General features: G+C 62.6%; 21 protein-coding genes and 2 tRNA genes. 15 read left to right on the top strand and 8 right to left on the bottom strand.

Going from position 1 to position 26,934, the window contains the following annotated elements; genetic code table 11:
• Positions 1 to 13 precede the first annotated feature (13 nt).
• A complete protein-coding gene (locus tag MRS60_RS07655; protein ID WP_243565497.1) occupies positions 14 to 454 on the top strand; it encodes a GyrI-like domain-containing protein in 441 nt (146 codons plus the stop codon).
• A gap of 134 nt (positions 455 to 588) precedes the next feature.
• On the opposite strand, the gene MRS60_RS07650 is transcribed toward MRS60_RS07655, so the two are convergent.
• The 4 genes from MRS60_RS07650 to MRS60_RS07635 form a co-directional block, all read right to left on the bottom strand.
• Entirely contained in the window at positions 589 to 798 is a 210-nt protein-coding gene (locus tag MRS60_RS07650; protein WP_243565496.1) for a hypothetical protein, read from the bottom strand.
• 203 nt (positions 799 to 1,001) lie between these two features.
• Positions 1,002 to 1,868, bottom strand: a complete 867-nt coding sequence (locus MRS60_RS07645; RefSeq protein WP_243565495.1) for a hypothetical protein — start codon at positions 1,866 to 1,868, stop codon at positions 1,002 to 1,004.
• Positions 1,865 to 6,046 (bottom strand): type VI secretion system tip protein TssI/VgrG, encoded by a 4,182-nt coding sequence (tssI, locus tag MRS60_RS07640; protein ID WP_243565494.1) that lies wholly within the window; start codon positions 6,044 to 6,046, stop codon positions 1,865 to 1,867. Before tssI ends, MRS60_RS07645 begins: the two co-directional genes overlap by 4 nt.
• A gap of 91 nt (positions 6,047 to 6,137) precedes the next feature.
• A complete protein-coding gene (locus MRS60_RS07635; protein WP_048021124.1) occupies positions 6,138 to 6,656 on the bottom strand; it encodes an Hcp family type VI secretion system effector in 519 nt (172 codons plus the stop codon).
• 402 nt (positions 6,657 to 7,058) lie between these two features.
• On the opposite strand from MRS60_RS07635, the gene MRS60_RS07630 reads away from it, so the two are divergent.
• The 8 genes from MRS60_RS07630 (at position 7,059) to MRS60_RS07595 (ending at position 16,164) form a co-directional block, all read left to right on the top strand.
• Positions 7,059 to 8,144 (top strand): DUF4238 domain-containing protein, encoded by a 1,086-nt coding sequence (locus MRS60_RS07630; protein ID WP_243565493.1) that lies wholly within the window; start codon positions 7,059 to 7,061, stop codon positions 8,142 to 8,144.
• 489 nt (positions 8,145 to 8,633) lie between these two features.
• Positions 8,634 to 10,514 (top strand): MobH family relaxase, encoded by a 1,881-nt coding sequence (mobH, locus tag MRS60_RS07625; RefSeq protein ID WP_243565492.1) that lies wholly within the window; start codon positions 8,634 to 8,636, stop codon positions 10,512 to 10,514.
• Between the two features lie 96 nt (positions 10,515 to 10,610).
• A complete protein-coding gene (locus tag MRS60_RS07620; protein WP_243565491.1) occupies positions 10,611 to 11,264 on the top strand; it encodes a hypothetical protein in 654 nt (217 codons plus the stop codon).
• Between the two features lie 285 nt (positions 11,265 to 11,549).
• Positions 11,550 to 11,900 carry a hypothetical protein gene (locus MRS60_RS07615; protein WP_243565490.1) on the top strand — a complete coding sequence of 117 codons (351 nt, stop codon included), beginning with the start codon at positions 11,550 to 11,552 and terminating at the stop codon, positions 11,898 to 11,900.
• A gap of 333 nt (positions 11,901 to 12,233) precedes the next feature.
• Positions 12,234 to 12,431: a hypothetical protein gene (locus MRS60_RS07610; RefSeq protein ID WP_243565489.1), complete on the top strand. Its 198-nt coding sequence runs from the start codon at positions 12,234 to 12,236 to the stop codon at positions 12,429 to 12,431.
• A gap of 342 nt (positions 12,432 to 12,773) precedes the next feature.
• The gene (locus MRS60_RS07605) at positions 12,774 to 14,324 is read left to right on the top strand and encodes an alpha/beta hydrolase (protein WP_243565488.1); all 1,551 of its coding nucleotides are present in this window, start codon (positions 12,774 to 12,776) and stop codon (positions 14,322 to 14,324) included.
• 653 nt (positions 14,325 to 14,977) lie between these two features.
• On the top strand, positions 14,978 to 15,967 hold the full coding sequence (locus tag MRS60_RS07600) for an aliphatic sulfonate ABC transporter substrate-binding protein (protein WP_243565487.1): 990 nt from the start codon (positions 14,978 to 14,980) through the stop codon (positions 15,965 to 15,967).
• Between the two features lie 110 nt (positions 15,968 to 16,077).
• Positions 16,078 to 16,164 (top strand) — tRNA-Leu (locus tag MRS60_RS07595).
• Between the two features lie 115 nt (positions 16,165 to 16,279).
• On the opposite strand, the gene MRS60_RS07590 is transcribed toward MRS60_RS07595, so the two are convergent.
• Positions 16,280 to 16,843, bottom strand: coding sequence for a flavodoxin family protein (locus MRS60_RS07590; RefSeq protein WP_034184065.1), 564 nt, complete (start codon positions 16,841 to 16,843; stop codon positions 16,280 to 16,282).
• A gap of 443 nt (positions 16,844 to 17,286) precedes the next feature.
• Here MRS60_RS07590 and MRS60_RS07585 point away from each other — a divergent pair.
• The 6 genes from MRS60_RS07585 to MRS60_RS07560 all read left to right on the top strand — a co-directional run bounded on the left by MRS60_RS07585 (position 17,287) and on the right by MRS60_RS07560 (position 23,665).
• A tRNA-Leu gene (locus MRS60_RS07585) sits at positions 17,287 to 17,373 on the top strand.
• A 348-nt stretch (positions 17,374 to 17,721) separates the two neighbouring features.
• A complete protein-coding gene (locus MRS60_RS07580; RefSeq protein WP_243565486.1) occupies positions 17,722 to 18,969 on the top strand; it encodes an ROK family protein in 1,248 nt (415 codons plus the stop codon).
• Positions 18,956 to 20,509 carry a sugar ABC transporter ATP-binding protein gene (locus MRS60_RS07575; RefSeq protein WP_131948488.1) on the top strand — a complete coding sequence of 518 codons (1,554 nt, stop codon included), beginning with the start codon at positions 18,956 to 18,958 and terminating at the stop codon, positions 20,507 to 20,509. The genes MRS60_RS07580 and MRS60_RS07575 overlap by 14 nt, the downstream gene beginning before the upstream one ends.
• Positions 20,510 to 20,551: 42 nt before the next feature.
• A complete protein-coding gene (locus tag MRS60_RS07570) occupies positions 20,552 to 21,589 on the top strand; it encodes an ABC transporter permease subunit (protein ID WP_034184063.1) in 1,038 nt (345 codons plus the stop codon).
• Between the two features lie 84 nt (positions 21,590 to 21,673).
• Complete coding sequence (locus MRS60_RS07565; protein ID WP_034184062.1) at positions 21,674 to 22,618, top strand: ABC transporter substrate-binding protein; 945 nt, start codon at positions 21,674 to 21,676, stop codon at positions 22,616 to 22,618.
• A gap of 111 nt (positions 22,619 to 22,729) precedes the next feature.
• Complete coding sequence (locus MRS60_RS07560; protein WP_243565485.1) at positions 22,730 to 23,665, top strand: carbohydrate kinase family protein; 936 nt, start codon at positions 22,730 to 22,732, stop codon at positions 23,663 to 23,665.
• A gap of 22 nt (positions 23,666 to 23,687) precedes the next feature.
• Here MRS60_RS07560 and MRS60_RS07555 read toward each other — a convergent pair whose 3' ends face one another.
• The 3 genes from MRS60_RS07555 to MRS60_RS07545 all read right to left on the bottom strand — a co-directional run bounded on the left by MRS60_RS07555 (position 23,688) and on the right by MRS60_RS07545 (position 26,742).
• Complete coding sequence (locus MRS60_RS07555; protein ID WP_175749348.1) at positions 23,688 to 25,418, bottom strand: SulP family inorganic anion transporter; 1,731 nt, start codon at positions 25,416 to 25,418, stop codon at positions 23,688 to 23,690.
• Positions 25,419 to 25,442: 24 nt separating this feature from the next.
• Positions 25,443 to 26,069, bottom strand: a complete 627-nt coding sequence (locus MRS60_RS07550; RefSeq protein WP_105393195.1) for a ParB-like protein — start codon at positions 26,067 to 26,069, stop codon at positions 25,443 to 25,445.
• A 130-nt stretch (positions 26,070 to 26,199) separates the two neighbouring features.
• Positions 26,200 to 26,742, bottom strand: coding sequence for a GNAT family N-acetyltransferase (locus MRS60_RS07545; RefSeq protein ID WP_034184268.1), 543 nt, complete (start codon positions 26,740 to 26,742; stop codon positions 26,200 to 26,202).
• Positions 26,743 to 26,934 lie beyond the last annotated feature (192 nt).

Genomic DNA, 26,934 nt, shown 5'->3' with positions numbered 1-26,934 from the left:
AGAGACAACACGCATGAACTATGAACTCGTCGACCTGGGCCCCCTGACGATCACCGGCATCGCCTTGCGCACCGACAACAGCGAGGCTGGGCTGGCCAAGATTCAGCAGCATTGGGCGCAATTCTTTCAGCAGGGCATCCTGCAACAGATTGGCGCCGGCGAAAGCACACCGATCTGCGAGGCCTACTTCGACTATGAAAGCGATGCCAGCGGCTCGTATACGCTGCTGCTCGGCAGCCGCCTGTCGGGCGCAATGCCGTCGCACGTCGACGGCGTGCAGACACACAGCTTTCCCGCCGCCCGCTACGCCAAGTTTCACGTAGAAGACTCCAACGGCATCCGCGCCGCATGGCAGCACATCTGGAGTCGGCAAGACCTCGACCGGCTCTATGCGTGCGACTTCGAGATCATCGGCGCCGAGGGGGCGGACATCTACGTGTCAGTGAAGTCATAAGAAACGGTCCATGTCGCACATGCCGAATGAGGTCAGATTCACATCATGCTCGGTCGCCATATCGGAAGTGAACCTGACACCGTTCTTCGTGTCGACAAAACAGCTGTCGAATACGACGACGAATAGACAATATGTCATTTACGGAAAAAGAGCGTGCCGCCTTGCTGGCGGTCAAGGGCGTAGGTCCAACCGTGGTTGCCCGCCTGGAGCAAATGGGCTTTGCCCGGCTGGAACAACTGGCCGAGGCGGATGCGGGCGACATCGTCGCTACCGCTTGCCGGACTGGTCGGCTCGACCTGCTGGAAGAACAGTCCGCAGGCGCGAGCGGCCATCGAGCGAGCCATCGAGCTCGCGAAGTCGATGGCCGCGAAAGGCTGCAGCGACGGAGTTCGCCTAAACGGAGACAAAACGATGTAAAAGCGGTGGCAGGTTCACTTCCTGATCGGCCGCCTGTAGACAGTGAACCTGACTCCGTTCTTCCAACGAGCCTTCATCGCTTCTGCTGCCATTGGTGTGCCGATGCTGGACGGGCAAGGCTGCTGCATGCTCATGGCGTGGGACGTGGACAGTCTTCACATGAGAACGAGAAAGACATGATGCGGCGCTGCTCGGTTTCATCCACCCTGAAACCAAAGTCCATGCTCGGTCCATTTTCAGCCACTTCCGTGTTAGCCGTGCAGCGACGGAGTTCGCTCAGGCGAAGGCAGTGGTAAGAGAGCGGATGCTTGGATTTGTCACTCCAACGGAACACGTCTCGCAAGGTACTATCGGCGTCCACGCCGACGTCGTTGACTTGCAGATAGCCCTTGAATGCATTGCGAAGTACGGGCTCTCCATCTTCATTGGTATCCGGGCCTGGGACAGCGCGGATGTTCACAAAGAGAGATGAGACCTGAAAAACGCCGCTCTTCTTGGCTTGGTCTAGCGTTTGTTTCCACTTGTATCGTTCCCTTTCATAAGCATCGTCTGACTTGGGACCAGATGCGTTGAACTGTCGGGTCATGTCCGTAATCAGTTGCTCTTCGTAGCTCTCGGCATTCGTTGTGAGGCCGATGCCCAGGTTGTCCCAAACTTGAATACTGCCGAGACGATCTTGCCGACTGGGAGGACCAAGCACCGCCCACCATTCAGCGACAGGCGCTTCCAGCACCAGCAGCTTGCCATCCAGGGTGATGCGGTTGTTCTCCACAATCAGTTCGGGCTTGGATCCGCGAGAAGCTTGTCTCGGCGAGCCATGAAGCCAGTCATCTACTTGATTGGCAGCGTCCGTCGCGCGTTTTAGCCACCGCACCTGCGACGCCATCTCACCCTCTTCTCTAGGCGGCTCGGGCTCCGACTGGGCTTGACCGCAACCGCTGAGTAGCAAGATCGCGGTCAGAAGCCATACGGGGACGTGAGATTTCTCGGTTTTCATCGCGATATCTGGTTCTTTTCGCCGAACAGTGTTTCGTAGTGCTTCTGGATATAGTCACGGCCCGCCACTCCGTAGCGCCCAATTTCCCGCAAGCGTTCCAGTGCCCGCTTGCCGTGCACCTCGTTCAGATGCTCCAACTCGGTACGGGAGGCACCGCGGCGGATGGCGTCGGGATTGGCCTGTGCCCACGCCTTGACGATAGAGTCCTGCCATTGGCAGTCGTTGGGATGGACCAGGTAGCTGGCGGCCAGCGTCGCTGGATCCCGGCCAGAGCGACGTTCCCATCGGGCCTTCATCGCCTGGCCGACGTCGCGCACCGCATGCTTGGCCAGTGTCGCAGCCAAGGCATGGAAGGGGTGTACGTCATGGTCCTTGGCCAACTGCGAATGCGAGGGGTCCATGCTCTCGTCAGCATTCGGGTCGCTGCCGGAGTAGGTTTGTACGTCGTCCACGCTGTTGCCGATCAGTTGAATCATGGCCTGGAAAACCAGGTTGTAGGCGTTGGTCACGGCGCGCAGGGGTGTCTTCGCAACCCAAGCGATGCGCGCTGCTAATTCATAGCCCGGGACACTTGCCAGGCTGTCGCGAAATTTCAAGAACTGGTCAAAGGCCGCCAAATAAGTCTCGTCCCTGTGATCTTCCAGCAAGATGAGCATCATGCGCTCGCCATCCGAGCGCTGCCCGGGCTTGGTGGGCTTGAACTCACCGTCATCCACGGGGAACATCATCTGCGCCATGGGTTCGGCGAGGCTGGCGATGATGTCCAACGAACCGAACATACCGGTGACCACCGGCAAGGCATGCCGGCTTTGCGTGCTGCTGCGCGGCGCCGTCCAAGCCAGCACGTTGGGGTGGAACTTGCGCAGGCTCAGCTCCACGAAATTGGAATGGGCGAAATAGTCTTCGAGTACATGCAGAGCCGCGCCAAAGTGCCTGAAGCCTTTTGAAGTTGGGCCAGCGCCAAGGGCGATGTTCAACTGGGCGCTCATGTAGTCCCTTGAATCGAAGATATACCGCTTCATCGAACTGGCTTTGTCGACAGCTAAGCGCTGGTCGTCCTTCAATGCCCAGGGTTCGAACGCCGGGTCCACCGTGCGCGGGTCGGCGGGACTGGGCTTGAAGTTGCTCGGGTTGTCGATATGCTCGCTGGGGCGATAGACGCCCAGCATCTTCTGATTGAGCATGTAGGTCTTATTCTTGCCGTCCTTGAGGTCTTCACTCGAATCCTTCAGGTTCTGGATGGAGTGGAACTCGCGCAAGGCGAGCAGATCGACCACGCGGGTCAAGACTCCGCGCGACAGATATCGGGAGAGGTCCTTTTCTGCACTCGGCGGACGGACGATTTTCGGGTCGAGCAACTGCGAGTAGTCACGCAGCCAGTTGCCGAAATAGATCTGCTTGCGCTCCCGCGTGTTGAAGCCGGCATCGTTCAAGGCATCCTCGATCGATTCGTGGCCGAACGAACTGTCGGGTTGCTTGTCGTGGTGCTCGCCGCGGCCTGCGCCGAAAGCTTCGCGGGTGCCGCTCTTTTCCTCGTGTTCGTGGGCGTCACCGCCTTGCAGGGCGCGAATGGCCTGGGATGCCTCGGCGTAGTCGAGCGTCAGCGGGCCGCTGCCGGCGGGGCCGGTGTAGTGAGCATAGGTGACCTGGGTGGTCGATTCGAAATCGAACAGTGCCATGCGGTAGGCGTAGCGCGCGCCTTCATCGAGGGGGCTGTCATCCGCCAGCGTGGAGGTGCCATCCGGATGGCGGTCAGCCAGATCATGCCGCAGCAGGTTGTCGATGTGGTGACCAAATTCATGCAGCAGCACTGCCAGAAGCAGGCTGGCGGCCTCGTTGTCGGTGCGTGCGCGTTCCACGGCCAGGGCGTGCACCCGAACCACGCGCTCGCGGCTATCGTAGTCGGCAGGCGACTTGCCCTGCTTCATCAACCGATGCTCAGGGTTGGCGATGGTGCCTTGGCGCAGGCCGTCGTACAACTTGATGTAGGTGTGCGCGGGAATGTCGAAGCCGAAGATGGGAGCGAGCATCAACGTGAATTCGCCCTTGGTGCAGCGCTGCGCGATGCCCGTGAGCTGGTCGAGGGCAAAGGTGCTCTCGATTTGCCCGTTCTCTTCGGGAAGGGTCAGCGGCAGGCCGGCAAAGATCGGTATGCCCGCCATGTCGATGGCGTTTCCTGAGCCCTTTTTGTCGGCCTTGAGCGGTCCCTTTAAGTGTACGCGGACGCCCTCCAGCGCGATGCCACTGCCATCCAGGGTGATGGTGCCGCCGGGGCCGCGCAGGCGGAACACATCGCCGGCCGCCAGTTCGATCACGCGACTGCGCCGACGGATGTTCTGCCCGGCCTCCAGCTCGGAACGGCCTGCCACCCGCTGCGTCAGATGCCCGCCAATATCCACCGTGTGATCGGCCGCCGTCTTGTCGCGACGATGGTTACCGACTTCCTCGGTGCGATCCTTCGCCGTACGGATGGTGTGATTGCGACCAATGGTCAGGAAGTCGTCCTGCCCGATGTCGTGGCGTCGGTCCTGACCAATGGTGACCTGCTCGTCATGGCCCACGGTTTCGGTACGATCGTTGCCGATAGCAATCGTTTCGTCGTGCTCGACCTGCTCGCTGCGGTCGTTGCCCACGAAGGTGGTTTCGTCGTGGTTGACGTGGATGTTCTGATCGCGCTGCGCGTGGACGTAGATTTCTTCCTGCCCGGCTTCGTCCTCGAAGCGCAGTTCGTTGGAGCCCTCGCCCTTGTGCGTCTGGCTCTTGATCGTCATCCGCGTCTTGTGCCGCGGCAGTTCGTACGGCGGCAACTGTAGGCGGTTGTACGCCCTCCCGATGATGAGCGGCTGGTCCGGATCGCCATCGATGTTGACCACGATCACTTCCTGCCCGATACGCGGGATCGCCATATGGCCCCAGGTCGCCCCGGCCCAGTTCTGCGCGACCTGGATCCAGCACGAGCTGTGCTCGTCGTGCTTGCCCTCGCGATCCCACGGGAACTGCACCTTCACCCGGCCGTACTCGTCGGTGTAGATCTCTTCGCCTTCCGGGCCCACCACGGTCGCCGGCTGCGGGCCATCGATGCGCGGGCACGGCAGCGGCTCGGCGCGCCATTCCGCATCGTCGGGCACCAGCACCGCCTCGTAGCGGTAGTGCGTGCCCTGCTGCGCGTCGGCGCCCTCCTCTGCTTGGCTGGTGTACTGCTTGCCGTGATGCACGAGGCTGATCGGACGCCAGCCGCGATTCATGTCGTCGCGCGGGTGGCCGGTGAGGTCGAACGCGATGCCCGGTTGCAGGCGCGCATCGTCGCCGCCGACCGTCGCGATGCGCGCATCGCGGCGGTGACCGCGCAAGCGATCCTGCGTGAAGGCCTTGCCGCTCTCTTCATGCTTGTAGCGGCCCGGGTAGTCGTAGCGCGTGTAGCCGCGGCCCTGGTGATCGAGATCGGTGCCCTCGCGCGGGTACTCGTGCGGGTAACGCGGACTCTTGAACGTGTAATCGCGCTGCACCTGGCGCGCGGTGCGTACGTTCTCGGTATAGGCAAACGTGCGCAGGCTGGGCTGCGGCCGGTCGCCGCCGGGCGTGGGGTTGTACAGCACCGGCTCGCCCTGCTGGCGGCCGTAGATAAAGAGGCGGTCGCAGTGAATCAGCCGGTGACCATCGGCCTTGTGCTGGAAGGCGTAGAAGAAGCCCTCTTCACGCAAGATGCGCTCGATGAAATCGTAGTCGGTGTCGCCCGCCTGCACGCAGTACTCACGGGCCAGATGCTCGGCGGTCACGCGCTGCTCGTAGTCCAGCGTTTGATGGTGTGCCTTGAGCACGGCCGTTGCAATCTCGGGCACGCTCAGCGTCTGGAAGATGCGCCAGTCTGACGAGAGCTTCAGGCGCGCCAGGCGAGGTTCGATCACGGCGGAATAGCGGGTGCGTCGAAAGCCCGTGTCGCCTTGCACGAAGCTCGACATCGCGCCGTGCACGTAGCGCACGGGCAAGCCGCCCTGCCAGATCGTGAGCAAGCCGTTGTGATCGAGCACCTGACCAAAGTCGATGGCGGCGTTGGTACTGGCCAGCTCCACCTGCAACAGGAAGGTCTCGGACAAGCCTTCGTGCAGGGTGAACTCCACCACCTCGAACGATTCGTCGCCAGCGGTGAAGGTAAAGCGCAGGTCGGTTCGATCAACCATGAGCATTCCTTACCAGCCCGTTACCGGGCCGGTGATCTACATGCTGAGTTGAGCGACCGGCCTAAGCGCCGGTCGCACGGGTGGCCCAGGCTCAGGCTTCCTGGGGCTTGCGCCAGTCGTCCGAGGCTTCGGTGCCGGCGATGGCGTGGGTCCAGGTGATCTTGCGGTAGGCCATGGCGACCTTGACCAATTGGGTGTACTCGGCCTTGGTCGCGTCCTGCGCATGCGGCAGCACGGTGTTGATGTTGACGATGGTGGCGTCTTCGAGCTTGGTGGTGAAGAAGTGCTCCTGCTTCCCCTCGGTCGAAGTGCGGTACCACTTCACTTCCACTTCCGGCAGCATTTCACCGGAGGCCAGGGCCTGGTACAGCAGCGGCGTGGCCTTGTTGAGCGGCGAGGTGAAGGTGAACGGCTTGTGCACACGCTGGCCCGACGGCTGGCCGCTCTGCGGGTCGGTCGGGGTGGCGATCAGGTGCTCGACTTCCTGAACCAGAATCTGGTCTTCGTGACCTTCCTGGTAGACGTTACCTACGGAGTCGGCGGTGAAGGCGCCTTGCGTGATGTTGCCCTGGGTCTTGCCCTGGATGCTGATATAAGCGGGAGTCGGCATGGATGCAGTCCTTGTTGTTGGAACCGACACGGCCCTCTGACCGTGTTGCCATCGGCGATGACTGCATTGCTAACGCAATTGCCATGCCAATTTCCATGAACCGTCAATTAATCCTTTAATATCAGCATATTAGAAGCGATGCCCGGTATTTCTGGCAAGCGACGGGGAAAGCGAAGCCGCGGAAATTGATTTTTTCGAGGGAAAATCGGGTCATTCGTGGCCCGCTCAAAATCAACTCATTGAAAAGAAAGAAAAATAATCGGGCCATTTTTGGCTCGACTGGGCCACGAATGGCCCGGTCACCACAAAGCAGCCGCCTATTGCCGGCAAACACAAGAAAAACTCTTCGTGGATTTCAGAGGAATGGTAACTTGGCGCTTGAGAGACTTTTAAGGACCCGAATTGGCTGGACTCACCAAGAATCAACATTTTGTGCCACGGTTGCTGCTTCGGCACTTCGCCACCAGTAGCGACGAAGACGTGCAGATTTTTGACTCGACTCGAAACAAGGTTCGGGCTAGTTCCATCCGTAAAGTGCTCGCGCAGAACAACTTCTACGACGACGACAATGCAGTGGAGAAGTTCTTGGCCTCGAAAGTCGAGGGTCCTGCGGCGCCGGCGGTCGATTCCATCGTAGCCGACCCGAGCCGAGTGATTGAGCCAGGTCTTCCGGCACTTCTGACTTTCATCGCGGTTCAAATGGCCCGCACACCCGGCACCCAAAGCCAAGCCCTAGATTGCGTCGACGGCTTCAGCAGCATGGTCTTTGAACAGTTCGCAGAACTCAACGGCCATCCTATCGAATCGGTTCGGAACCTTAAGTGGAGACCAACGGACGAGCGGGCCGTGCGTAATCGATTGCTGCTGCGCTCAGTCCTGAATCGCTGGCTGCTAGAGGATCTCTCCTGGCATGTCCTGAGCAACGGTACCAACCTTCCCTTCGTGATCTCCGATCACCCTGCGGTACTGTACAACTGGTACCTCCGGAATGCTGACGACCCCGGTTATACCGGGATGACAAAGAATGGTGTCCAGCTATTCCTTCCGCTGTCCCCATCGATCACCCTCGCGCTGATCGACAAGTCTGTCTATAAGTTTGGCGAGAAGGGAAGCAGCCACACCGTGTTAAGCGACAGGCGAGACGTTGAACTGTTGAACAGCCTGCAGTTTCGATCACGACAGGACTTCATCGTGTTCCCGCGTGCAATGGATGCCGGCTACGTCGAGCGTAGTTGCGCCAGAATCCCCGCAAATAGCTTGGTGAGTGCCCACGCAGACCGGACAGATCCCGCCCTGACCAGTGACGGCAAGCTTTCCTCATTCGTGTGTGTGTGGAGAATGCAAGCGCGGTACGAACAATGGTTGTCTGTATGCAAGATCAAGCGCCGAATATCGAAGAGGCCCCCCGATTGCCGCGACCGCCTCCCGGAAACGATGGCGGCACACATGGCTGCGGCGCGCGACCTGTTTGGAGAATCAACCAGTTGATTTGCTGCCTCGTCGCATGCGACGCGCGCCCTACTGCTGAGGAACCAGGACTGGCGTAGCCGAGCAGATGACCAACCGCGCTGAGCCACGCGTCATGGCGACATAGAGATGTCGCGCGTCCATATCTTCCGGGCTTGGTATCACTGCGACCTCGGCTTCGAGCCCCTTCAACAACAAGGTGCTGCCGATCGCTCGACGTGCCAACGGTCGACTCTCGTGGCGATTACGTTCCCGCTCTCGAACCGTGGCTTCTGCAAAGGTCCCCCGACCGCCGGCAACCGACTGCATGGCGCGCAGGCAGCCGTACAGTACGTCTGGCCGATACACGCGCGCGTCCGGCTGGCGGGTCAAGGCACACCACCCAGCTCTGCGCGAAACACGGACAACAAGCACATCGGATTGTCCGTCGCCGCACGGTATCCGCCGATCTATATCTGCTGCTTCGAAATGGAAAAGGCCCTCCCGCGGCCTGCTGCTGCCGGAGCATGCATGTTCAGACTGTTCTCGAAGAAGTCGGTGGCGCCCACGTCCGCGCCGCTCGATACCGCGCCACGCGGATTCACGCAACCGGCGTCGGCACCAGCGCTGCTGAGTACCCAGCGTCGGCAGATGCTGCTGGAGCACATCTGGCAACGCACGTCGTTGTCCCGCACGCAGTTCGCCCTGCTGTATCGGCAGCCACTGGAGCGCTACGCAGCGCTGGTGCAAGAACTCCCCGCGTCGGAGAGCCACCACCACGCGTATCCCGGCGGCATGTTGGACCACGGCCTAGAGATCGTCGCCTACGCGCTGAAGCTGCGGCAGTCGCGCTTGCTGCCGGTTGGTACTTCACCTGAAGATCAAGCGGCGCAGGCCGAAGTCTGGACCGCCGCGACGGCCTACGCCGCGCTGCTGCACGACCTGGGAAAGATTGCGGTGGACCTCGACGTCGAACTCGCCGATGGGCTTACCTGGCATCCATGGCATGGCCCACTGACCCAGCCCTATCGGTTTCGCTATCGCGAGGGGCGTGCGTATCGCCTGCACAGCGCCGCCACGGGACTGCTCTATACGCAGGTTCTGGACAACCCCATCCTCGACTGGCTCAGCAACCATCACGAGGCGTGGTCGTCACTGCTTTACGTGTTGGCCGGCCAATACGAGCATGCCGGCGTGCTGGGCGAACTGGTCGTGCAGGCCGATCAGGCCTCGGTGGCGCAGGAACTGGGCGGCGACCCGAGCAAGGCGCTGGCCGCGCCGAAGCATGCGCTGCAGCGCAAGCTGCTGGATGGTTTGCGCTACCTGCTCAAGCACGAGTTCAAGCTGAATCAGCCGCAGGCATCGGACGGCTGGCTCACGCAGGACGCGCTGTGGCTCGTGAGCAAGACCGTGTCGGACAAGCTCCGTGCTCACCTGCTGTCGCAGGGCATCGAGGGCATTCCCAGCAACAACACGGCACTGTTCACGATCCTGCAAGACCACGGCATGGCGCAGCCGACTATGGATGGCAAAGCGATCTGGAAGGCGACGGTGACCGGGGACAACGGTTGGTCACACACCTTCACCTTCCTCCAGTTGGCACCGGCACTGATCTGGGACGACGCCACGCAGCGCCCGCCGCCGTTCGCGGGAAATGTGGTCGTGGAGGCCATGGCCACCGAAGAGGACACGGCGATGGCCGGCACCACCGATGCGAGCCTGCCGCCTACGACGCCGACCGTGGTGCCCGCGCCCGTCCCGGCAGACGCCATCACCGACTTGCTGAACCTGTTCGGCGCGGCGCCTGAGCCCGCCAACACGGATGCGCCTGCGCCGGAGCAGGAACAGCCCCGGTGCGTGATACCGAAAGCTCCGCCGAGGGCCACACAGGCCCCAGCGACGAAGCCGACCATGCCAACGGCGATGCCACTGCCTGCGCCAGCCGTTCCGCCCGCACTGCCCACACCTCCACCGTCTGCTGCAGAACCGCAGCCGCTGCACGTCGCGGCTACGAGCGCGCCGCCCTCGGGCGAACACTTCGTCGCGTGGCTGAGTCATGCGGTGCAGAGCCACAAGCTGGTGATCAACGACGCGAAGGCGCTGGTGCATACCGTGGCCGATACCGTGTATCTGGTGAGCCCAGGCATTTTCCAGCGCTATGCCCAGGAGCACCCGCGCGTGGTGGCGCTAGCCAAGGAGCAGCAACTCCACGATTGGCAGTGGGTGCAGAAGAAGTTCGAGAAGCTGCAACTGCATCGCAAGCAACCCAGCGGGTTGAACATCTGGATGTGCACGGTCACGGGGCCACGCAAATCGCGAAAGCTCCATGGGTATCTGCTCAACGAGTGGGCGACGTTATTCAGCGAACAGCCGCTCAACAATCCCTACCTGGAATTAGCCACGGAGGCTTGAGCACGATGCCATGTTTCACGGATCTCTTCCTTGCGCAGGGAGTCCGTGTCCGCAACGCGTCAGCATTCGCTCAGTTGACTCGACCACCAGCATGCCATGGCATATTTTGAAACGACGACCTGCTACCACTGTGACGCCGAAGGGACCGGGCGGGAACATGTGCCGCCCAAATGCCTGTTCCCAAAGGGAGCCGATTGGTCGAGATTGATAACGGTGCCTTCCTGCGTGACGCACAACAACGCCAACTCCAGGGCGGACGAATACCTGAAGTTTCTATTGGGCGCGATCGCCACGGACATCCCCAATGCGATCAGGAGCAGTGCCGCAAGGAGTGTCGTCCGGCTGGCGCTGCGGCGCAGCGGCGTCCTGGACCGCTATGGGTTTCGGTGGGATCGCAATGCGCTGGTGATAGACGACCCATTCAAAATCAACTTCGAGTTACTGAGTGCATGCTTGCAAAAAATCGCGCGCGCGCTCTATTTCCATCACCACGGTGGTCGGCACAAGCTCCTGGGCGACCTGTATGCGTGTCCGCTATTCATCCCCATCGATCCTGCAGTCGCCCCCGACCTTGCGTCGTCAGTAAGCAAAGTCCGCACATCGACCGCCCTGAATTTCGAGCAGCTACCCAAGCTTGGATCGCACCAAGAGATCTTCGCGTACCAGGTCATTGAGACACCGGAGTCCATCATCATCAACATGGAGTTTTACGGCGCGCACCGGGCGTCAGTCTTGCGTCTAATAGCATGAGTGGCGGCGCATAGTCGTTACGGTTGCGGCGATGCCAATGTGACCGCCCGCGCGCAGTGCTGCTTCGTAGCGCGTTTGATTACGTATCAGCAAACACATCACTGAGGACACCATGGGCTTCCTATGGCCTCCTCGAAACACTCGTTATTTCAAGGGGGAACGTCCATATGGGGCTGAAAAAGCAGAGAAACGAATCTGTCCTTGCGGCAGCGAACCAGTACTTTCTTGATGTCGGCGTCAACGAGGAGGCCGACAGAAATGTGTTGTCCGCGTACTTTCTGGAAGTTGAAGGATCTCTACAAACGCTGGGCCGCCGCGCACCTAGCTCGCGACGAAGAATGCGTCACCCGTTTCTGCCACTTCCTGACGACTAAGTTCGGAGCCCCACTTCGGCTTGATGGGCTTTGCTGGCTCACCGCCATGCTGAAGGAACGCGAGCATTCCAGTCGCTGGTACCGCGAGGGTACGGGCGACGCATTGGTTGCGCTGGTGGTGGCGGCATTGAGTTCCGACGCGCATGCCCTGTCGCAGCACCCTCAGGCTCGACAGGCGCTTATCGAGATCACTGCCGCACTTGCAGCCATGAACATCCCTGCCGCCCTGGCTCTCCAAGAGCGCATTAAGCAGTTGCGATAGCGGTCAAGAACAGGCTTCACGGGGTCGGCGTGACGAGAGTTCGTTCACCGCCCCAATCTCAATGCCTGCAATTGGCCGGGGCCGCCGGTTGTAACCTCCAGCAACTGGCCGAAAGGCGAACTTCGTGTTTGCAAGTTAGGGCCGCCGGTAACGGAAGCACGGTGAGCGGATCAGCCCTCGCTACGCACTGCCGAGCGGCGCGCAGCTCGATGCGCAGCGCGCCGGCACGTCGATCGCAGGGCCGCAGTACGCGCACGACTGGAGAACCACGCTGACCGGGTACGACCGCGAGATGCGGACCCGCGCGGAGCTTTGCATAGCAGCGAGGTCGCGATGAAGAAGAAGCCGCCGACCGAGATCGCACGTACGGACGACGCCCAGGTCGTCGCGCCGCTCACCAGCACGATCAGCGCGGTCAGCTTTCAGGGGTTGAGCATCACGACACCCGACGGACAGCCGGCGACGCTCGCGCTGATCGACATGCAAGGCCGGATCATCGACTCAAGCCCGAGCGTGATGCGCGCCGTGTGAGAGGTAGCGATCAGGTCGTATCGAAATTTTCTGATTGGTAACGGCCATCTACGCGTACTTGCGAAACCCAAAATCACTTGAAATGAAACAGCGCAGCCTATTCACGCGCGCCCCTCTATCATCCGATGAATGCCAATTTTCATTGGCATTCGTCGTACTTATAACTTACTCAACCATCGGACAGGTCTCGCCATAGAACGGCACCCGCTTTCTTGATATGTCCCATTGACTTTTCGATCGCAAAATCTATTCTGAATCGAGCGCCTTCAATATTTGTCACGAGTGTTCACAATCTTTGAGGCGAACAAAAACACATTACAAACCGTAGCAATGGGAATAATCATGAATAAGAGCTCGGTTTCGGGGATTGTTGCGGTTGCCATATGGACAAGTATCCAGCTTAGCGCCTGTCATTTCGCAGAAGTCGCAGCCCCTCCGCCGCCAGCCCAAGTGTCGGCTCATAACGACGTGCCCGCCGGAGCGACAAGCTCCTCTGGTGAGTTACCTCCAACGCAGAACAGTACGGCGACACCTCAATCATCGCTCCCCGGCAGCATACTTGGTGGAAACGATTCCGAAACGATAACCCATATTCCTATACCACTTGAACTCCCAGGACAAGGATCAGGAAGCTACGTGAACACGCCGCCCGCGCCTGCGACAAAACCAGTCGTCACCGGCAGAGACGTGGACAATACCGCCGCGTATGATGAATATGCAGCTCGAGTTCCAGCGATGGCGCCTCGACCCCATACTTCGAAAAAATACCATCACGCCAAAAAATTGGGTGCTAATGCACCAAGTGAATGGACATCAAATACTGCAGATTATGAAATATCCGAACCTGCATCGGCATCGATTTTGCCGACTACGGCAGCGCCCACTCGAGCGGGCAATAATGGAGAGTACGACATCGTCCGTGTATTCTTCGGAACCGATCGAAGTCAAGCGTTAAACTCACCACAAAAGCACAATTTTTTCGGTAACGAACTTGCTCAGCAAGTCACCTTCGGCAACGTGGACGTGAGCATTCCGCGCAACCACATGGTCGGCGGATTAGAGTCACCATCCATCCTTCGACTTGAAATCAACCAAGAGCCCAACAAACATGTGACGGTGTTACATGTAAATATCGAATCATCCGATCAATTTTTCTCGGAGATGAGATCAAAAGCACTTAATTCAAAAACGCCAAGTGCTTTACTCTTCATCCATGGATACAACGTCAGTTTTGACGATGCCGCTCGCAGAACCGCGCAAATAGCTTATGACCTCGACTTTAGTGGAGCGGCAATTTTCTTCTCATGGCCATCACGCGCCACGCTTGCCGGGTATACGTCTGATGAGCAATCGATTGAAAGAGCACAACCTGATATTGAGCAATTCGTTAGCAGCATTCTGAAAGCGACGCCTGATGCTAGCTTATATGTTGTAGCTCATAGCATGGGGACGCGCGGATTAACGAGAGCTCTTTTGAATATCGCTCGGCAAGATCCCACATATGCCTCAAGAATCAAGGAAATTGTTCTTGCAGCACCAGACATCGATAGTGAAGTTTTCGTCCGGCAAATTGCACCAGGATTGGTAGCACTGGGGGCGCCGGTCACTTTGTATGCATCATCGCGTGACCGCGCTCTTGCACTATCGGAAATTATTCATGCCGGGCCACGTGCTGGTGACTCGGGTAGGAATATGGTCTTGCTCAAAGGAATCGAAACGATCGACGTAACCAACGTCGACACTGATTTCACAGGCCATTCATATGTCGGCGATCGCCGCTCTGTATTGTCTGACCTTTATTACATTGTGCATTCAGACACACGTGCGGAGCACCGGTTCGGGCTAAGTGAAAAATGGCAAAACGGGATGCAGTATTGGCTATTCGCTCGGTGAGCTGTTCTACAGATTCCGCTTCATTGACCGATGACGCGGTTAGCACCTGGTCATTGAGGTATATTTTCACACTCGTTCGGGCACCCGTGCCGCACGCAGTGCCGCTCCAAGCGAAGGGGGCGACGCCAACGACGCGGACCGCGACCAAGTCTGTTGTACCCACACAACAGAAACACGAAATTCTTGACCCGTTTATCGAACGTTTAGACGCCAGTACAAGCCTTCTTCAGCCAGGAGGAAATGAGTACACAAAAGAGTACATATTCCATCAGACATCGAAATAATACTCATACAATTCAATAGCTTAAAAATTTGTTTCGAGTCCTCTCCTGGGCACCACTTGTTTTCTAAAAAGGTCGGCTTCCAGCCGGCCTTTTTTCATTTCCGGACCGGGAAAAAGAGTAACTTGCCCGCCGATGAATCTGCGCAGCAACCGGCACGGCTCGTCGAACTCGGCCCTCATGAATTTCCGCAGGCGCACTCATTGAGCGCCTTCGGCGCGATCCCCGAAATCTGCGCCGCGACCGCCTGCCCCACCTCCTTATGCCCGCCAGTCGGATCGATAGCAGAATTTATCGGTTATCGCCCGCCCTCCCCGTTGGTACGTTAGCCGGCCCGCTTCATTGCAACGAACCCAACGAGGAGCACGATTCATGACGTCGATGAACCGCCGCGCGTTCGCGCGCGCGATGCTGGCCGCAGGCCTCACTGCGGCGGGCGTCCGAACGCACGCCGAGACCACGCCTGCCGCATTGCGCATCGGCTTCCAGAAGTCGTCGACACTCATCACACTGCTCAAGACACGCGGCACCCTCGAGCAGGCGCTGGCGCCGCTCGGCCTGCGCGTGTCGTGGCATGAATTCGCGAGCGGGCTGCCGCTGACCGAAGCGCTCAACGTCGGCGCCGTCGATTTCAGCGCCGACGTCGCCGACACGGTCCCGGTCTTCGCGCAGGCCGCGCATGCGCGTTTCGTGTACGTCGCGCAGGAAGCGCCGTCGCCGAAGGCACAGGCGATCGTCGTCAAGCAGGACAGCGCACTTCGAACGCTCGCCGATCTCAAGGGCAAGCGCATCGCGGTCACGAAGGCGGCCGGCAGCCACTACCTGCTGCTCGCCGCACTCGCACGCGCAAAGCTCACGCCCGCCGACGCCGCGATCCACTACCTGACGCCCGCGGACGGCCGCGCGGCGTTCGAGCGCGGCAGCGTGGACGCATGGATCACGTGGGATCCGTATGTCGCGTCGGTCGACCGGAATCCCGACGTGCGGATTCTGGCCGACGGCAACGGACTCGCGTCGTACCAGCGCTACTACCTCGCATCGAGCAGTTTCGCCGCCGCGCGGCCCGACGTCGTCCAGATCCTGTTCGACCAGTTGTCGCAGGCCGGCACGTGGTTGCGCGACCATCCGCAGGAGGCCGCGAATACGCTTGCGCCGATCTGGGGGCTCGACGCGGCGACGATCGCACGCGCGAACGCGCGCCGCAGCTACCTCGTTCGCGCAGTGGTCGCGCAAAATTTCGGCGAACAGCAGAAGATCGCCGACACGTTCCTCGCGGCCGGACTGCTGCCGGCACGCGTCGATACGGGCCAGGCGCTGCGCTGGAATTTCGCGGCGAAACGCGCGGATCCGGTCGGCGCGTGAGACGCCGTCGCACAAGGATGCAATATTTTTATCGCTTCGGATGAAATTGTGTTGACAGTCTTCGAAGACACGCTAGAATAGCGGTCTTCGCATCGCAGCAAGCGAAACGTGCCCAGGTGGCGGAATTGGTAGACGCACTAGGTTCAGGTCCTAGCGGTGGCAACACCGTGGAGGTTCGAGTCCTCTCCTGGGCACCATCTGTTTTTGAAAAGGTCGGCTTCCAGCCGGCCTTTTTTCATTTCAGGTCCCGCATCGGCGCCACTCATCCATCAGCCGGACGACCATCGAGACAGCGCCGCCCGGCCATCGATTTCAGGCACCGTTCCAGCGTTTCGCGGCAATCGCGACGCGCTCGCCCAGCACTTCGGCCGTCTTTCGATCGCTCTCGAGAATCGCATCACCACCCTCGTCCGCATTCGCCTGCGCCATCGCACCGAGGAACGACCCGAGCCGATTCAGATCGTTGACCGAACCCTTGCTGTTGTTGTTGCCGGGCATCAGCCCGAGGCTGACCCACAGCATCTGATGCTGGGCAGCGAAGACAGCCAGCTGCTGCAGCGTCGCCAGTTTGTCGCCGCTTTGCGAAGCCGACACCGTAAAGCCGGCCGCCAGCTTGTCTCGCCACTTGCCCCAATGCTTCGACGATGCGTCCATGAAGCCCTTGAACTGCGCGGACGCACTGCCCATGTAGGTCGGCGAACCAAAGACGATCGCCTTGGCATCGCGCTCCAGGTACTCCCAGTGTTCGTCGATCGCGTCGACAGGGATCAGCTTGACCGACGCACCGTCGACTTTCTCGACACCACGAGCGACTGCGTCCGCAATGACGGCCGCATGGCCGTAGCCGCTATGAAAAACCACTGCGATTTCAGGCATGAGGAGCTCCTTGTCGCGGACAATTCCGCAAAAAACGTTACTGCGATAGTAACAGAAATGATCGTAATGCAAATATCTTCACCTGCATGTGTCGCGCACCCCATTGCGGCAGCCGACTACACAATGCGCGCGGTGCCGCCAAGCGAGCCGACAAAGCGGCATAGAGCGGCGTCGGCTGCCTGTCTTCGCGAGTCAGCGCGGCACGACAGGCACGCACCAACGATAATTTCTCCGGCGACAAACTGGCACCTGCGTTCAGGAAATTCGCTCGTTCCTCTCCGGCGGCAATCTTCGCACCGGGATCGATCCGGCAGCGACACTCGGACACGGCGAATCCGGCACGCCCCTCTTTCTCGTCCCGCACAAAAGCCGCTCAAAATCTGTTGACAAGCCGTTCGGGCACGCTATAATTGCGGTCTTTCGCATCGCAGCAAGCGAAACGTGCCCAGGTGGCGGAATTGGTAGACGCACTAGGTTCAGGTCCTAGCGGTGGCAACATCGTGGAGGTTCGAGTCCTCTCCTGGGCACCATCTGTTTTTGAAAAGGTCGGCTTCTAGCCGGCCTTTTTTCATTTCCGGACCCGCATCATTCACACCGCCACGTTGATCCGCATGGTGTGACAAACCCCGTCTCACCATCCTCCGGACGGACAAATCGTCGTCGCGTCCGCAGTGAACACGCGCCTGCCACGCGAATTCCAAAGTTTTCGCCCCCGGCTCCGCGCTCCATCCCCATTACCCGAGACCCACCCCGCCACCCCTCATCCACGGCAAAAACCGGGATTTCCCTAGGCTGACATGACGGCGCTCACGCGGTTAAATAAATCAACGTGATTTATTTAATGCGCTGCCGCATGGCGCAACATGGAAGGAGACGCCATGAGAAGCCCGCACATCGGCCAGGGAAGTAATTCGGCCAACGTGCGCCGTTACAACGAGCGCCTGCTGCTGAAGACGCTGCGCCGCGCAGGCAGCGCGTCGAAGGCCGACCTTGCGCGTCTCGCGAGCATGACGGGCACGGCGGTCGGCAGCATCATCGCATCGCTCGCCGATGCGAAGCTGATCGAATTCGCGGGCCGTACCGAAGGCCAGCGCGGCCAGCCGGCGTCGTTGATCCGCCTCGACCCGCGCGGTGCATTCGGCATCGGCGTCCATCTCGACCGGATGCGCATCGAAACCGCGCTCGTCAACTTCGCAGGCGACGTGCTCGGCCGCCGCTCGCACGACACGCTGCTGCCTCCTCCCGCCGACGTGCTCGAGATCGTGCGTCACGACATCGACGCGATGCAGGCCCTGCTCCCCGACCACGAACGCGCCCGCCTGACCGGCGTCGGCGTCGCACAGCCTTACAACCTCGGCGCTTGGATGCGCGAACTCGGCCTCGCGCCCGATACGTTCCGCGCATGGGAAGACGTCGATTTCGCGAGCGACCTCGGTCGCGCGCTGTCGCTGCCCGTGTTCGGCGAAAACGACGGCAACGCGGCCGCGATCGCCGAGCTGTTCTACGGATACGGCCGGCAGTGCGACGACTTCGTCTACCTGTTCATCGGGCCGGCGATCGGCGGCGGCATCGCGATCGACGGCGATTGCCTGCGCGGTGTGACCGGCAATGCAGGCGACATCGCCGTAATTCCCGTGCCGCCGAGCCGGCTGGTATCCGCGCCACCGCCGCGCGGCCCGTGGGACATCCTTCTCGCGCGCGCCTCGCTGCACGCGCTTGTACGACATCTGCGCCATCACGGCGAGACGGTCGAGAACCGCGCCGACCTCGAAGCCTGCATTGCCCGCGGCCTGGCGGCCGTCGACGAATGGATCGACGACTGCGTCGACGCGCTCGCGCCGGCATTGCGCGCGGTGCTGTGCGTGATCGATGCGCCGGTAGTCGTGATCGACGCCGATACCGACGCGGGCCTGCTCGACGCGGTCACGACGCGCCTGCGCTCGGCACTGGTTGCCACCGCGCCCGAAGCGCGCGGCACGCCGACGCTCGTGCGCGGCACGTTCGGCGCCGACGCCGGCGCGATCGGCGCGGCCACGCTACCGATGTTCTTCAACTTTTCCCCGCGGGCCGGCATCCTCAAGGGCGCCCGCACCGACTCGCAGGAGGTCAACCATGTCGCGGTCTGAGTCGCCCCGCCCGCTGCTCGAAATGCGCCGGATCAGCAAGACGTTCCCGGCCGTGCGCGCGCTGGACAATGTCAGCCTGACCGTCTATCCGGGCGAGATCCACTCGCTGATGGGCGAGAACGGCGCCGGTAAATCGACGCTGATGAAGATCCTGTCGGGCGCATACCGCGCCGACGCCGGCGGCGAGATCCTGATCGACGGCGAACGCATCGACATCGACGGGCCGCTCGCCGCGCGCGATGCGGGCGTCGCGGTGATCTACCAGGAGCTGTGCCTGTCGCCGAACCTGACCGTCGCGGAAAACATCTACGTCGGCCGCGAACTGCGGCGAGGCAACCGGCGCTGGGGCACGATCGACCGCGCGGCGATGGCGCGCGGCTGCCAGGACGTGCTCGCGCGCCTCGGCGCATCGTTCGGCCCCGAAACGCTCGTCGACACGCTGTCGATCGCCGAACAGCAGCTCGTCGAGATCGCGCGCGCCGTGCACACCCGCGCACGCATCCTGGTGATGGACGAGCCGACGACGCCGCTGTCGTCGCGCGAAACCGAGCACCTGTTCCGCCTGATCCGCCAGTTGCGCGAGGAAGGTCTCGCGATCATCTACATCAGCCACCGGATGGCGGAGATCTACGAACTGTCCGACCGCGTGTCGGTGCTGCGCGACGGCGCATACGTCGGCACGCTCGAACGCGAATCGCTGTCGGCCGAGCGTCTCGTCGCGATGATGGTCGGCCGCGACATCTCCGGCTTCTACAAGAAGGAACACGCGCCGTACGACCCCGGCCACCTGCTGCTGTCGGTACGCGACATCGCCGACGGCGCACGCGTGCGCGGCTGCAGCCTCGACCTGCATGCCGGCGAGGTGCTCGGCATCGCCGGGCTCGTCGGCGCGGGCCGCACCGAACTCGCGCGGCTGATCTTCGGCGCCGAACCGCGCGTGCGCGGCGACGTGAAACTGGGCGATCGCACGTTCGGCGCGCACTCGCCGCGCGACGCGATCGACGCGGGCCTCGTCTACCTGACCGAAGACCGCAAGCGCCAGGGCCTGTTCCTCGACATGAGCGTGCGCGACAACATCAACATTTCCGTCTGCAACCGCGATGCACGGCTCGGCGCGCTCGACCTCGCACGCGGCGCCGAACGCGCGCGCGACGCGATTTCCTCGCTGTCGATCCGCGTACCCCACGCGAACGTCAACGTCGGCGCGCTGTCGGGCGGCAACCAGCAGAAGGTGCTGCTGTCGCGCCTGCTGGAGACGAAACCGCGCGTACTGATCCTCGACGAACCGACGCGCGGCGTCGACATCGGCGCGAAATCCGAGATCTACCGGATCATCAACGAACTGGCCCGTGCCGGCGTGGGCGTGATCGTGATCTCGAGCGAGCTGCCGGAAATCATCGGCGTCGCCGACCGCGTGCTCGTGATGCGCGAAGGCGAGATCGCGGGCGAACTCGGCGGCCACACGCACACGCCCATCACGCAGGAAGCCATCATCGCGCTCGCGACCGGCTCCCAGGCCGAACTCGCCGACGCGCACTGAGCCGCGCTCTTTCATTCGACTCTTACAATTCAGGTTACCGAAATGATCAACCCGACCAAGCAGCGGAACCTCGCTTCCGCGACGGCCCATCCGGTGGGCGATCGTACTCCCCAGTTGCGCACCGCCGATCATCGCGCACGCATGCAGTCGCTGATACGCACCGCCGGCATGCTGCCGGTGCTGCTGGTCCTGTGCGTCGGCTTCGGCTTCCTGACCGACGGCTTCTTCACGCTGCAGAACCTGTCGATCGTCACGCAGCAGGCGTCGATCAACATCGTGCTCGCCGCCGGCATGACCTTCGTGATCCTGACGGGCGGCATCGACCTGTCGGTCGGCTCGGTGCTCGCCGCCGCGGCCGTCGCCGCGCTGATCGCGTCGACCATTCCCGGCTGGGGCTGGCTCGGCGTGCCCTTCGCGCTCGTCGTCGGCCTCGTGTTCGGCGCGATCAACGGCGGGCTGATCTCGTTCCTGCGCCTGCCGCCGTTCATCGTCACGCTCGGTGCGATGACGGCCGTGCGCGGCGTCGCGCGCCTGATCGGCAACGACACCACCGTGTTCAATCCGCAGCTGCCGTTCGCGTTCATCGGCAACGGCACGATCCTCGGTGTGCCGTGGCTCGTCGTGATCGCGTGCGCGGTGATCGCGATCTCGTGGTTCATCCTGCGCCGCACGGTGCTCGGGATGCGGATCTATTCGGTCGGCGGCAATCCGGAAGCCGCACGCCTGTCGGGCATCAACGTGCGGGCGATCCAGATGTTCGTGTATGCGGCGTCGGGGCTGCTCGCGGGCCTCGGCGCGGTGATGTCGGCCGCGCGGCTCTATGCGGCCAACGGCCTGCAGCTCGGCCAGTCCTACGAACTCGACGCGATCGCCGCGGTGATCCTCGGCGGCACGAGCTTCGTCGGCGGCGTCGGCTCGATCGTCGGCACGCTGATCGGCGCACTGATCATCGCGGTACTGACGAACGGACTCGTGCTGCTCGGCGTGTCCGACATCTGGCAGTACATCATCAAGGGGCTCGTGATCATCGGCGCCGTCGCGCTCGATCGCTACCGCCAGCGCGATTCGGCGCGCACCTGACACCGTTCCCGTCCATTCAACCTTGCGGCGCAGGCAGGCACGCCTGCGCCCGTCTACCAACCAACCTCACGGAGACACAACGACATGTTCAAGCACAAAGCCGCCCTGACCGCCGTCGCCTGCGCACTCGCATTCGGCGCTTCCGTCGCGCACGCGGCCGACAAGCCGCTCAAATCGATCGGCATCACGGTCGGGTCGCTCGGCAACCCGTACTTCGTCACGATCGTCAAGGGCGCCGAAGCGCGCGCCAAGCAGCTCAACCCGAACGCGAAAGTCACGGCCGTGTCGGCCGACTACGACCTGAACAAGCAGTTCACGCAGATCGACAACTTCATCTCCGCGCACGTCGACATGATCCTGCTCAACGCGACCGATCCGAAGGCGATCGAGCCGGCGGTGAAGAAGGCGCAGGCGGCCGGTATCACCGTCGTCGCGGTCGACGTCGCGGCGGCCGGCGCGAATGCGACCGTGCAGACCAACAACGTGAAGGCCGGCGAGCTCGCGTGCGACTACATCGCGAAGAAACTCAACGGCAAGGGCAACGTGATCATCGAGAACGGCCCGCAGGTGTCGGCCGTGATCGATCGCGTCAACGGCTGCAAGACCGTGCTCGCGAAAAACGCGGGCATCAAGTTGCTGTCGAGCGACCAGGACGGCAAGGGCTCGCGCGAAGGCGGGATGAACGCGATGCAGGGCTACCTGACGCGCTTTCCGAAGCTCGATGCGGTGTTCACGATCAACGACCCGCAGGCGATCGGCAGCGATCTCGCCGCGAAGCAGCTGAACCGTCCGGGCATCGTGATCACGTCGGTCGACGGCGCACCCGATATCGAGGTGGCGCTCAAGTCCAACACGCTCGTGCAGGCGTCGTCGAGCCAGGACCCGTGGGCGATGGCGCAGCAGGCCGTCAACGTCGGCTACGGGATCATGAACGGCCAGAAGCCGGCCAATCCGATGATCCTGATCGAGCCGACGCTCATCACGCGCGACAACGTGAAGACCTACAAGGGCTGGAGCTCCCCGCGCTGATCGCGCCTCCCGTCCACTGAACCGGGCGGAGCCGGGCCACGTCGCCGCGCGCGACGGCCGGCGCCGCCCGCTCGCATCAACCGCTGCACGGCCCGGCCACCGGGCATCAACATGACGACGACGTTCCCCCGCCTGATCGTATTCGGCGAAGCGCTGACCGATTTCATCCGCGACGACGCACAGCGCTGGCACAGCGTCGCCGGCGGCTCATGCTGGAACGTTGCGCGCGTCGGCGCGCGACTCGGCGCGCCGACGGCCTTTGCCGGCACGGTCAGCCGCGACATCTTCGGCGACGAACTGATGCGCAAGAGCGCCGACGCGGGGCTCGACATGCGTTTCATCCGGCAGGTCGACCGCGCGCCGCTGCTCGCGATGGTCGTATCGAAGCAGCCGCCCCACTATTTCTTCATCGGCGAGAACAGCGCCGATCTCGCATTCGATCCGGCGGACCTGCCCGCCGGCGCACTCGACACGGCCGAGATCGTGCACATCGGCTCGCTCGGCGTCGTGCGCGAGCCGCTCGCGTCACGCCTGATCGAGGTGGCGCAGGCCGCGCGCGCGGCCGGCAAGCGAATCTCGTTCGATCCGAACTACCGTGCGCCGATGGCCGCGCCGTCGTATCGCGACACGCTGCGCCGGCTGGTCGCGCTCGCCGACTGGATCAAGGTGTCCGACGAGGATCTTCACGGGCTGTTTCCCGAACTCGACGAAACGGCCGCACTCGCGCAACTGCGCGCGTGGTCGCCCGACGCGACGACGCTCGTCACGCGCGGCGCATCCGGCATGCAGCTCCTGCATCGCGACACCGTGCTGTTCCAGCCCGCGTTCCCGACCGACGTCGCCGACACGGTCGGCTGCGGCGACGCCAGCATCGGCGGCTGGCTCGCGAGCCAGCTTGCACGGCCCGATGCATCGCCCGCCGAGCATCTGCGTTACGCGGCCGCGTGCGCGGCGGTCGCCTGCGCTCACGCAGGCGCCTATGCGCCGACGGCCGCGGAAGTGGCCGATATGATCGATCGCGCTGCCGACGCCGTGCTTTCGCAATAGACCGCGCCGCCGCACCGCCTCGTCACGCGGCGGTCGTTCCGTCGCCGTCGTCCGGCGGCATACCGGCCTGCAGCAGTTGAAGACTTTCGTCGACGCTCAGTTCGGACATCGCATCCTCATGCAGCGTATCGTCGGCCGCGCGGCGCAATGCATGCAGCGCATGCATCTTGAGCCTCACGATCGCGAGCCGCAGCCCGCGTGCCGTGCATTCGGCCGCGAACGTGCGCAACGATTCGATCGTCGTGCCGTCGACATCCGGCGTTTCCTCGAGGCTCAGCATCACGGCATGCGTGTCCGGCGCGGCCTTCATCAGCGCGCGCACGCGATTCAGCATCCGGTCCGCGTTCGCGAAGAACAGCTGCGCCTCGGGCCGCACGATCAGCACGCCCGGCACCGGCTTCGCGTCGGCATGGCTCGCGACGTCGACGAAGTCATGGCTGTCGCGCAGCCGGCCGAGCACGCTGACGTTCGGCTCGGACAGCTTGCGCAGCGTCAGCAGCAGGCTCACGCCGATGGCCGCCAGCAGCCCGTGCAGCACGCCGAGCACGAGCACCGCAAGCAACGCCGCGATCACGACGAGCCGGTCGCGATGCCAGTCCCAGTATGGCCGGAATACGGTCGGATGCAGCGAGTGGCTGACCGCGAAGATCACGATCGCCGCAAGCACGGGCTCCGGCGTGCGCGCGAGTTGCGGCAGCAGCAGCCAGACGATCAGCGCGACCACGCCGGCTGCCCACAGGCCGGCGAAGCGCGACTGCGCGCCGGCCGCTTCGTTCGCCGACGTCGCCGAATAGCCGGCGCCGACCGGCATCCCGTGCAGCAGGCCCGACACGAGGTTCGCGCAGCCGAGCGCGACGAGGTCGCGGTTCGGCGACACGCTGTCGCCATGCTTCAGCGCGAAGTTTCGGATCGATCCGTACGACTCCGCGTACAGGATCAGCATCAGCGCGAACGCGAGCTCGACCGTCTGCATCCACGCGTTGCGGTCGAGCTGTGGCAGGCCGAATTCGATGTGCCGGAAATCGATGTGGCCGACGATCGCGATCCCGTATCGCTGCCAGTCGATCGCATAGCCGACCGCGATTGACAGCACGATCACGACGAGCGTCGCGGGCACGCGCGAGCGGCGCCCGAGCACGAACAGCAGCGCCAGCGCGGTTGCGCCGAGCACGGCACTCGCGAGGTTCGCATGCGGCGCGCCGGTGATCAGGTCGAGCGTGACATGCGGCGCATCGCTGTGCTGCACGGAAATCGCGAGAATCTTCGGCAACTGCTTGATGACGATCGTCAGTGCGAGCCCGAACGTGAAGCCGCGCAGCACGGGCCGCGCGACGAAGTCCGACATGCCGCCGAGCCGCGCGGCGCCCGCCAGGATGAACAGCACGCCCGTCATCGCGACCAGCGCCGCCGCCAGCGCGAGCTGTTCGGCAAGCGCCATCCCCGATTCCGCGAGCACGGTCGCCGCGAGCACGGCAGCCGAAGACGACGTCGACGACACGATCGCGAAGCGGCTGCTGCCCGTGAGCGCATAGATGACGAGCCCCGCCAGCAGCGCGATGAGACCGGCCTGCGGCGGCAGGTTGGCCAGCCCGGCATACGCGACCGCCTCGGGAATCAGCAGGCCCGCGATCGACAGGCCGGCCAGTGCATCGAGGCCGATGCGCCGCGCGGGCGGCGGCGAGGCCGCGTCGAGCGCTGAAAAATGGTCGGCATGCTGCGGGCCGGCATCGGGGCGGATCGGGGCGATCGTCATGAGGCGGTCGGCGCTGTGCGCCGGTCAGGGTTTGACGGCGATGACGCCCGACCAGCCGGGCAGATAGCGCGCATCCTGGTCGTGCGCGCGGTGCAGCGCGACGTCGAGCGCTTTCGCGAAGTTCTTGCGAATCTGGTCGAGCGACACGTGCTGGCGCAGGTAATCGGCCCACAGGAATTCGCTGAACGGCGTCGCGTCCTTCGCATAGCCGCCCGCCGTGCGCAGTTCGCCTGCAAGGCTGCGGTACGGATCGTCCACGAGCCCCGTCAGCGCCTTCGGCAAATTCGCGTAGTCGCGGCGCGACCCGTCCGCGCCGAACGGATGCACCCACTGGTTGTGCTCCATCATCCGCCAGAAAATCGTGTCGTCGAGCCACGACAGATCCTTCAGCAGCATCGCGTTCACGCGCGACTCGCCCTCCTCGATCAGCGCGAGGCCGAGATGATGGTGATCGGTGATGTAGTGCAGCCCGTCCGGGCCGAGGACGGCCGGGAACCAGTGCGATTCGATCGCGGCCTTGCGCGCGCGCTTGTCGAGTGCCTTCCAGTGCTTGCGCTTCGCCTTGACTTCGCGATAACCCACCGTCATCTGCGTCGGACGCAGCGCGTCGAGCCTGACGGGAATGAGATGAACGTCGCGGCCGAGTGTCATGGTCGTACCCCATGTTGCGAATTTCCGGCAACGATACTCCTGATCGCGCGAGCCGTTAATACGTCATGACCTCGATACGCCGGCGATTGACGATCTCCGACAACCGCGCACGCGTGCGCACGATGCCGTGCTACGCGCGCAGATCGTTGCGCTCGAGACGATGGCGGATATAAGGAATGCCGTCGTGCACGACGCTCACGCGACGCATCCCGAGCTTGCGCGCGACGTTCAGCGAACCGCTGTTGGCCTCGGCGATATCGGCGATCACGCGCGGCAGGCGCACGGTATCGAATGCATGCCGCACGACCGCCGCCGCGGCCTCGCTCGCGATGCCGCGGCCCCAGGTCGTGCGCACGAGCCGCCAGCCGATCTCGACGTCGCGTGCACCGTCCGCATAGTCGGGAATCAGCAGGACCCAGCCGATGAACGTATCGGGTGCGGCCTTCTCGAAGATCGACCAGTAGCCGAGTCCCGGCGGATAGTCGCGCGTGATCCGGTGCGTGACGAAGCGGCGATGCTCGACGGGATCGTGCCACGGGCCCGCGATATGCCGTGTGACCTCGGGATCGCGATCCATCGCGATGCACGCGTCGAGATCGGCCAGCACGCGCGGACGCAGCCACAGCCTGGCGGTTTCGAGCACGGGCAGCGCAGCATCGGAACGTTCGTTCATCGGGACTCCTGATTCGGTGACGATGCGCATCGAGCGCATTACAGAACAAATACAAAACGCCTTCCGGAATGATACAGATGCCTGTCGCCGGTCCGGCGCGGCTTCGTTTCCGTTTCCGAAACAGATCATTTCGTAGGGATTATTCCCGATTCGGCGTTATCGCGCCCCACATCGCGCGGCGCCGCGGCCTAC

The sequence above is a fragment of the Burkholderia pyrrocinia genome, assembly GCF_022809715.1.
In the GTDB taxonomy this organism is placed as follows: Bacteria; Pseudomonadota; Gammaproteobacteria; order Burkholderiales; family Burkholderiaceae; genus Burkholderia; species Burkholderia pyrrocinia_C.
Note: the sequence above shows the minus strand (reverse complement) of the source record. Positions and strands in the feature narration are given on the sequence as shown.

Coding starts and splice junctions, on each gene's coding strand:
- MRS60_RS07635 (WP_048021124.1), bottom strand. CDS start 6,656: ATGCCGACTCCCGCTTATATCAGCATCCAGGGCAAGACCCAGGGCAAC.
- MRS60_RS07645 (WP_243565495.1), bottom strand. CDS start 1,868: ATGAAAACCGAGAAATCTCACGTCCCCGTATGGCTTCTGACCGCGATC.
- MRS60_RS07545 (WP_034184268.1), bottom strand. CDS start 26,742: ATGAACGAACGTTCCGATGCTGCGCTGCCCGTGCTCGAAACCGCCAGG.
- MRS60_RS07610 (WP_243565489.1), top strand. CDS start 12,234: ATGAAGAAGAAGCCGCCGACCGAGATCGCACGTACGGACGACGCCCAG.
- MRS60_RS07590 (WP_034184065.1), bottom strand. CDS start 16,843: ATGCCTGAAATCGCAGTGGTTTTTCATAGCGGCTACGGCCATGCGGCC.
- mobH (WP_243565492.1), top strand. CDS start 8,634: ATGTTCAGACTGTTCTCGAAGAAGTCGGTGGCGCCCACGTCCGCGCCG.
- tssI (WP_243565494.1), bottom strand. CDS start 6,046: ATGGTTGATCGAACCGACCTGCGCTTTACCTTCACCGCTGGCGACGAA.
- MRS60_RS07570 (WP_034184063.1), top strand. CDS start 20,552: ATGATCAACCCGACCAAGCAGCGGAACCTCGCTTCCGCGACGGCCCAT.
- MRS60_RS07620 (WP_243565491.1), top strand. CDS start 10,611: ATGGCATATTTTGAAACGACGACCTGCTACCACTGTGACGCCGAAGGG.
- MRS60_RS07560 (WP_243565485.1), top strand. CDS start 22,730: ATGACGACGACGTTCCCCCGCCTGATCGTATTCGGCGAAGCGCTGACC.
- MRS60_RS07550 (WP_105393195.1), bottom strand. CDS start 26,069: ATGACACTCGGCCGCGACGTTCATCTCATTCCCGTCAGGCTCGACGCG.
- MRS60_RS07565 (WP_034184062.1), top strand. CDS start 21,674: ATGTTCAAGCACAAAGCCGCCCTGACCGCCGTCGCCTGCGCACTCGCA.
- MRS60_RS07575 (WP_131948488.1), top strand. CDS start 18,956: ATGTCGCGGTCTGAGTCGCCCCGCCCGCTGCTCGAAATGCGCCGGATC.
- MRS60_RS07605 (WP_243565488.1), top strand. CDS start 12,774: ATGAATAAGAGCTCGGTTTCGGGGATTGTTGCGGTTGCCATATGGACA.
- MRS60_RS07580 (WP_243565486.1), top strand. CDS start 17,722: ATGAGAAGCCCGCACATCGGCCAGGGAAGTAATTCGGCCAACGTGCGC.
- MRS60_RS07555 (WP_175749348.1), bottom strand. CDS start 25,418: ATGACGATCGCCCCGATCCGCCCCGATGCCGGCCCGCAGCATGCCGAC.
- MRS60_RS07600 (WP_243565487.1), top strand. CDS start 14,978: ATGACGTCGATGAACCGCCGCGCGTTCGCGCGCGCGATGCTGGCCGCA.
- MRS60_RS07655 (WP_243565497.1), top strand. CDS start 14: ATGAACTATGAACTCGTCGACCTGGGCCCCCTGACGATCACCGGCATC.
- MRS60_RS07650 (WP_243565496.1), bottom strand. CDS start 798: ATGGCTCGCTCGATGGCCGCTCGCGCCTGCGGACTGTTCTTCCAGCAG.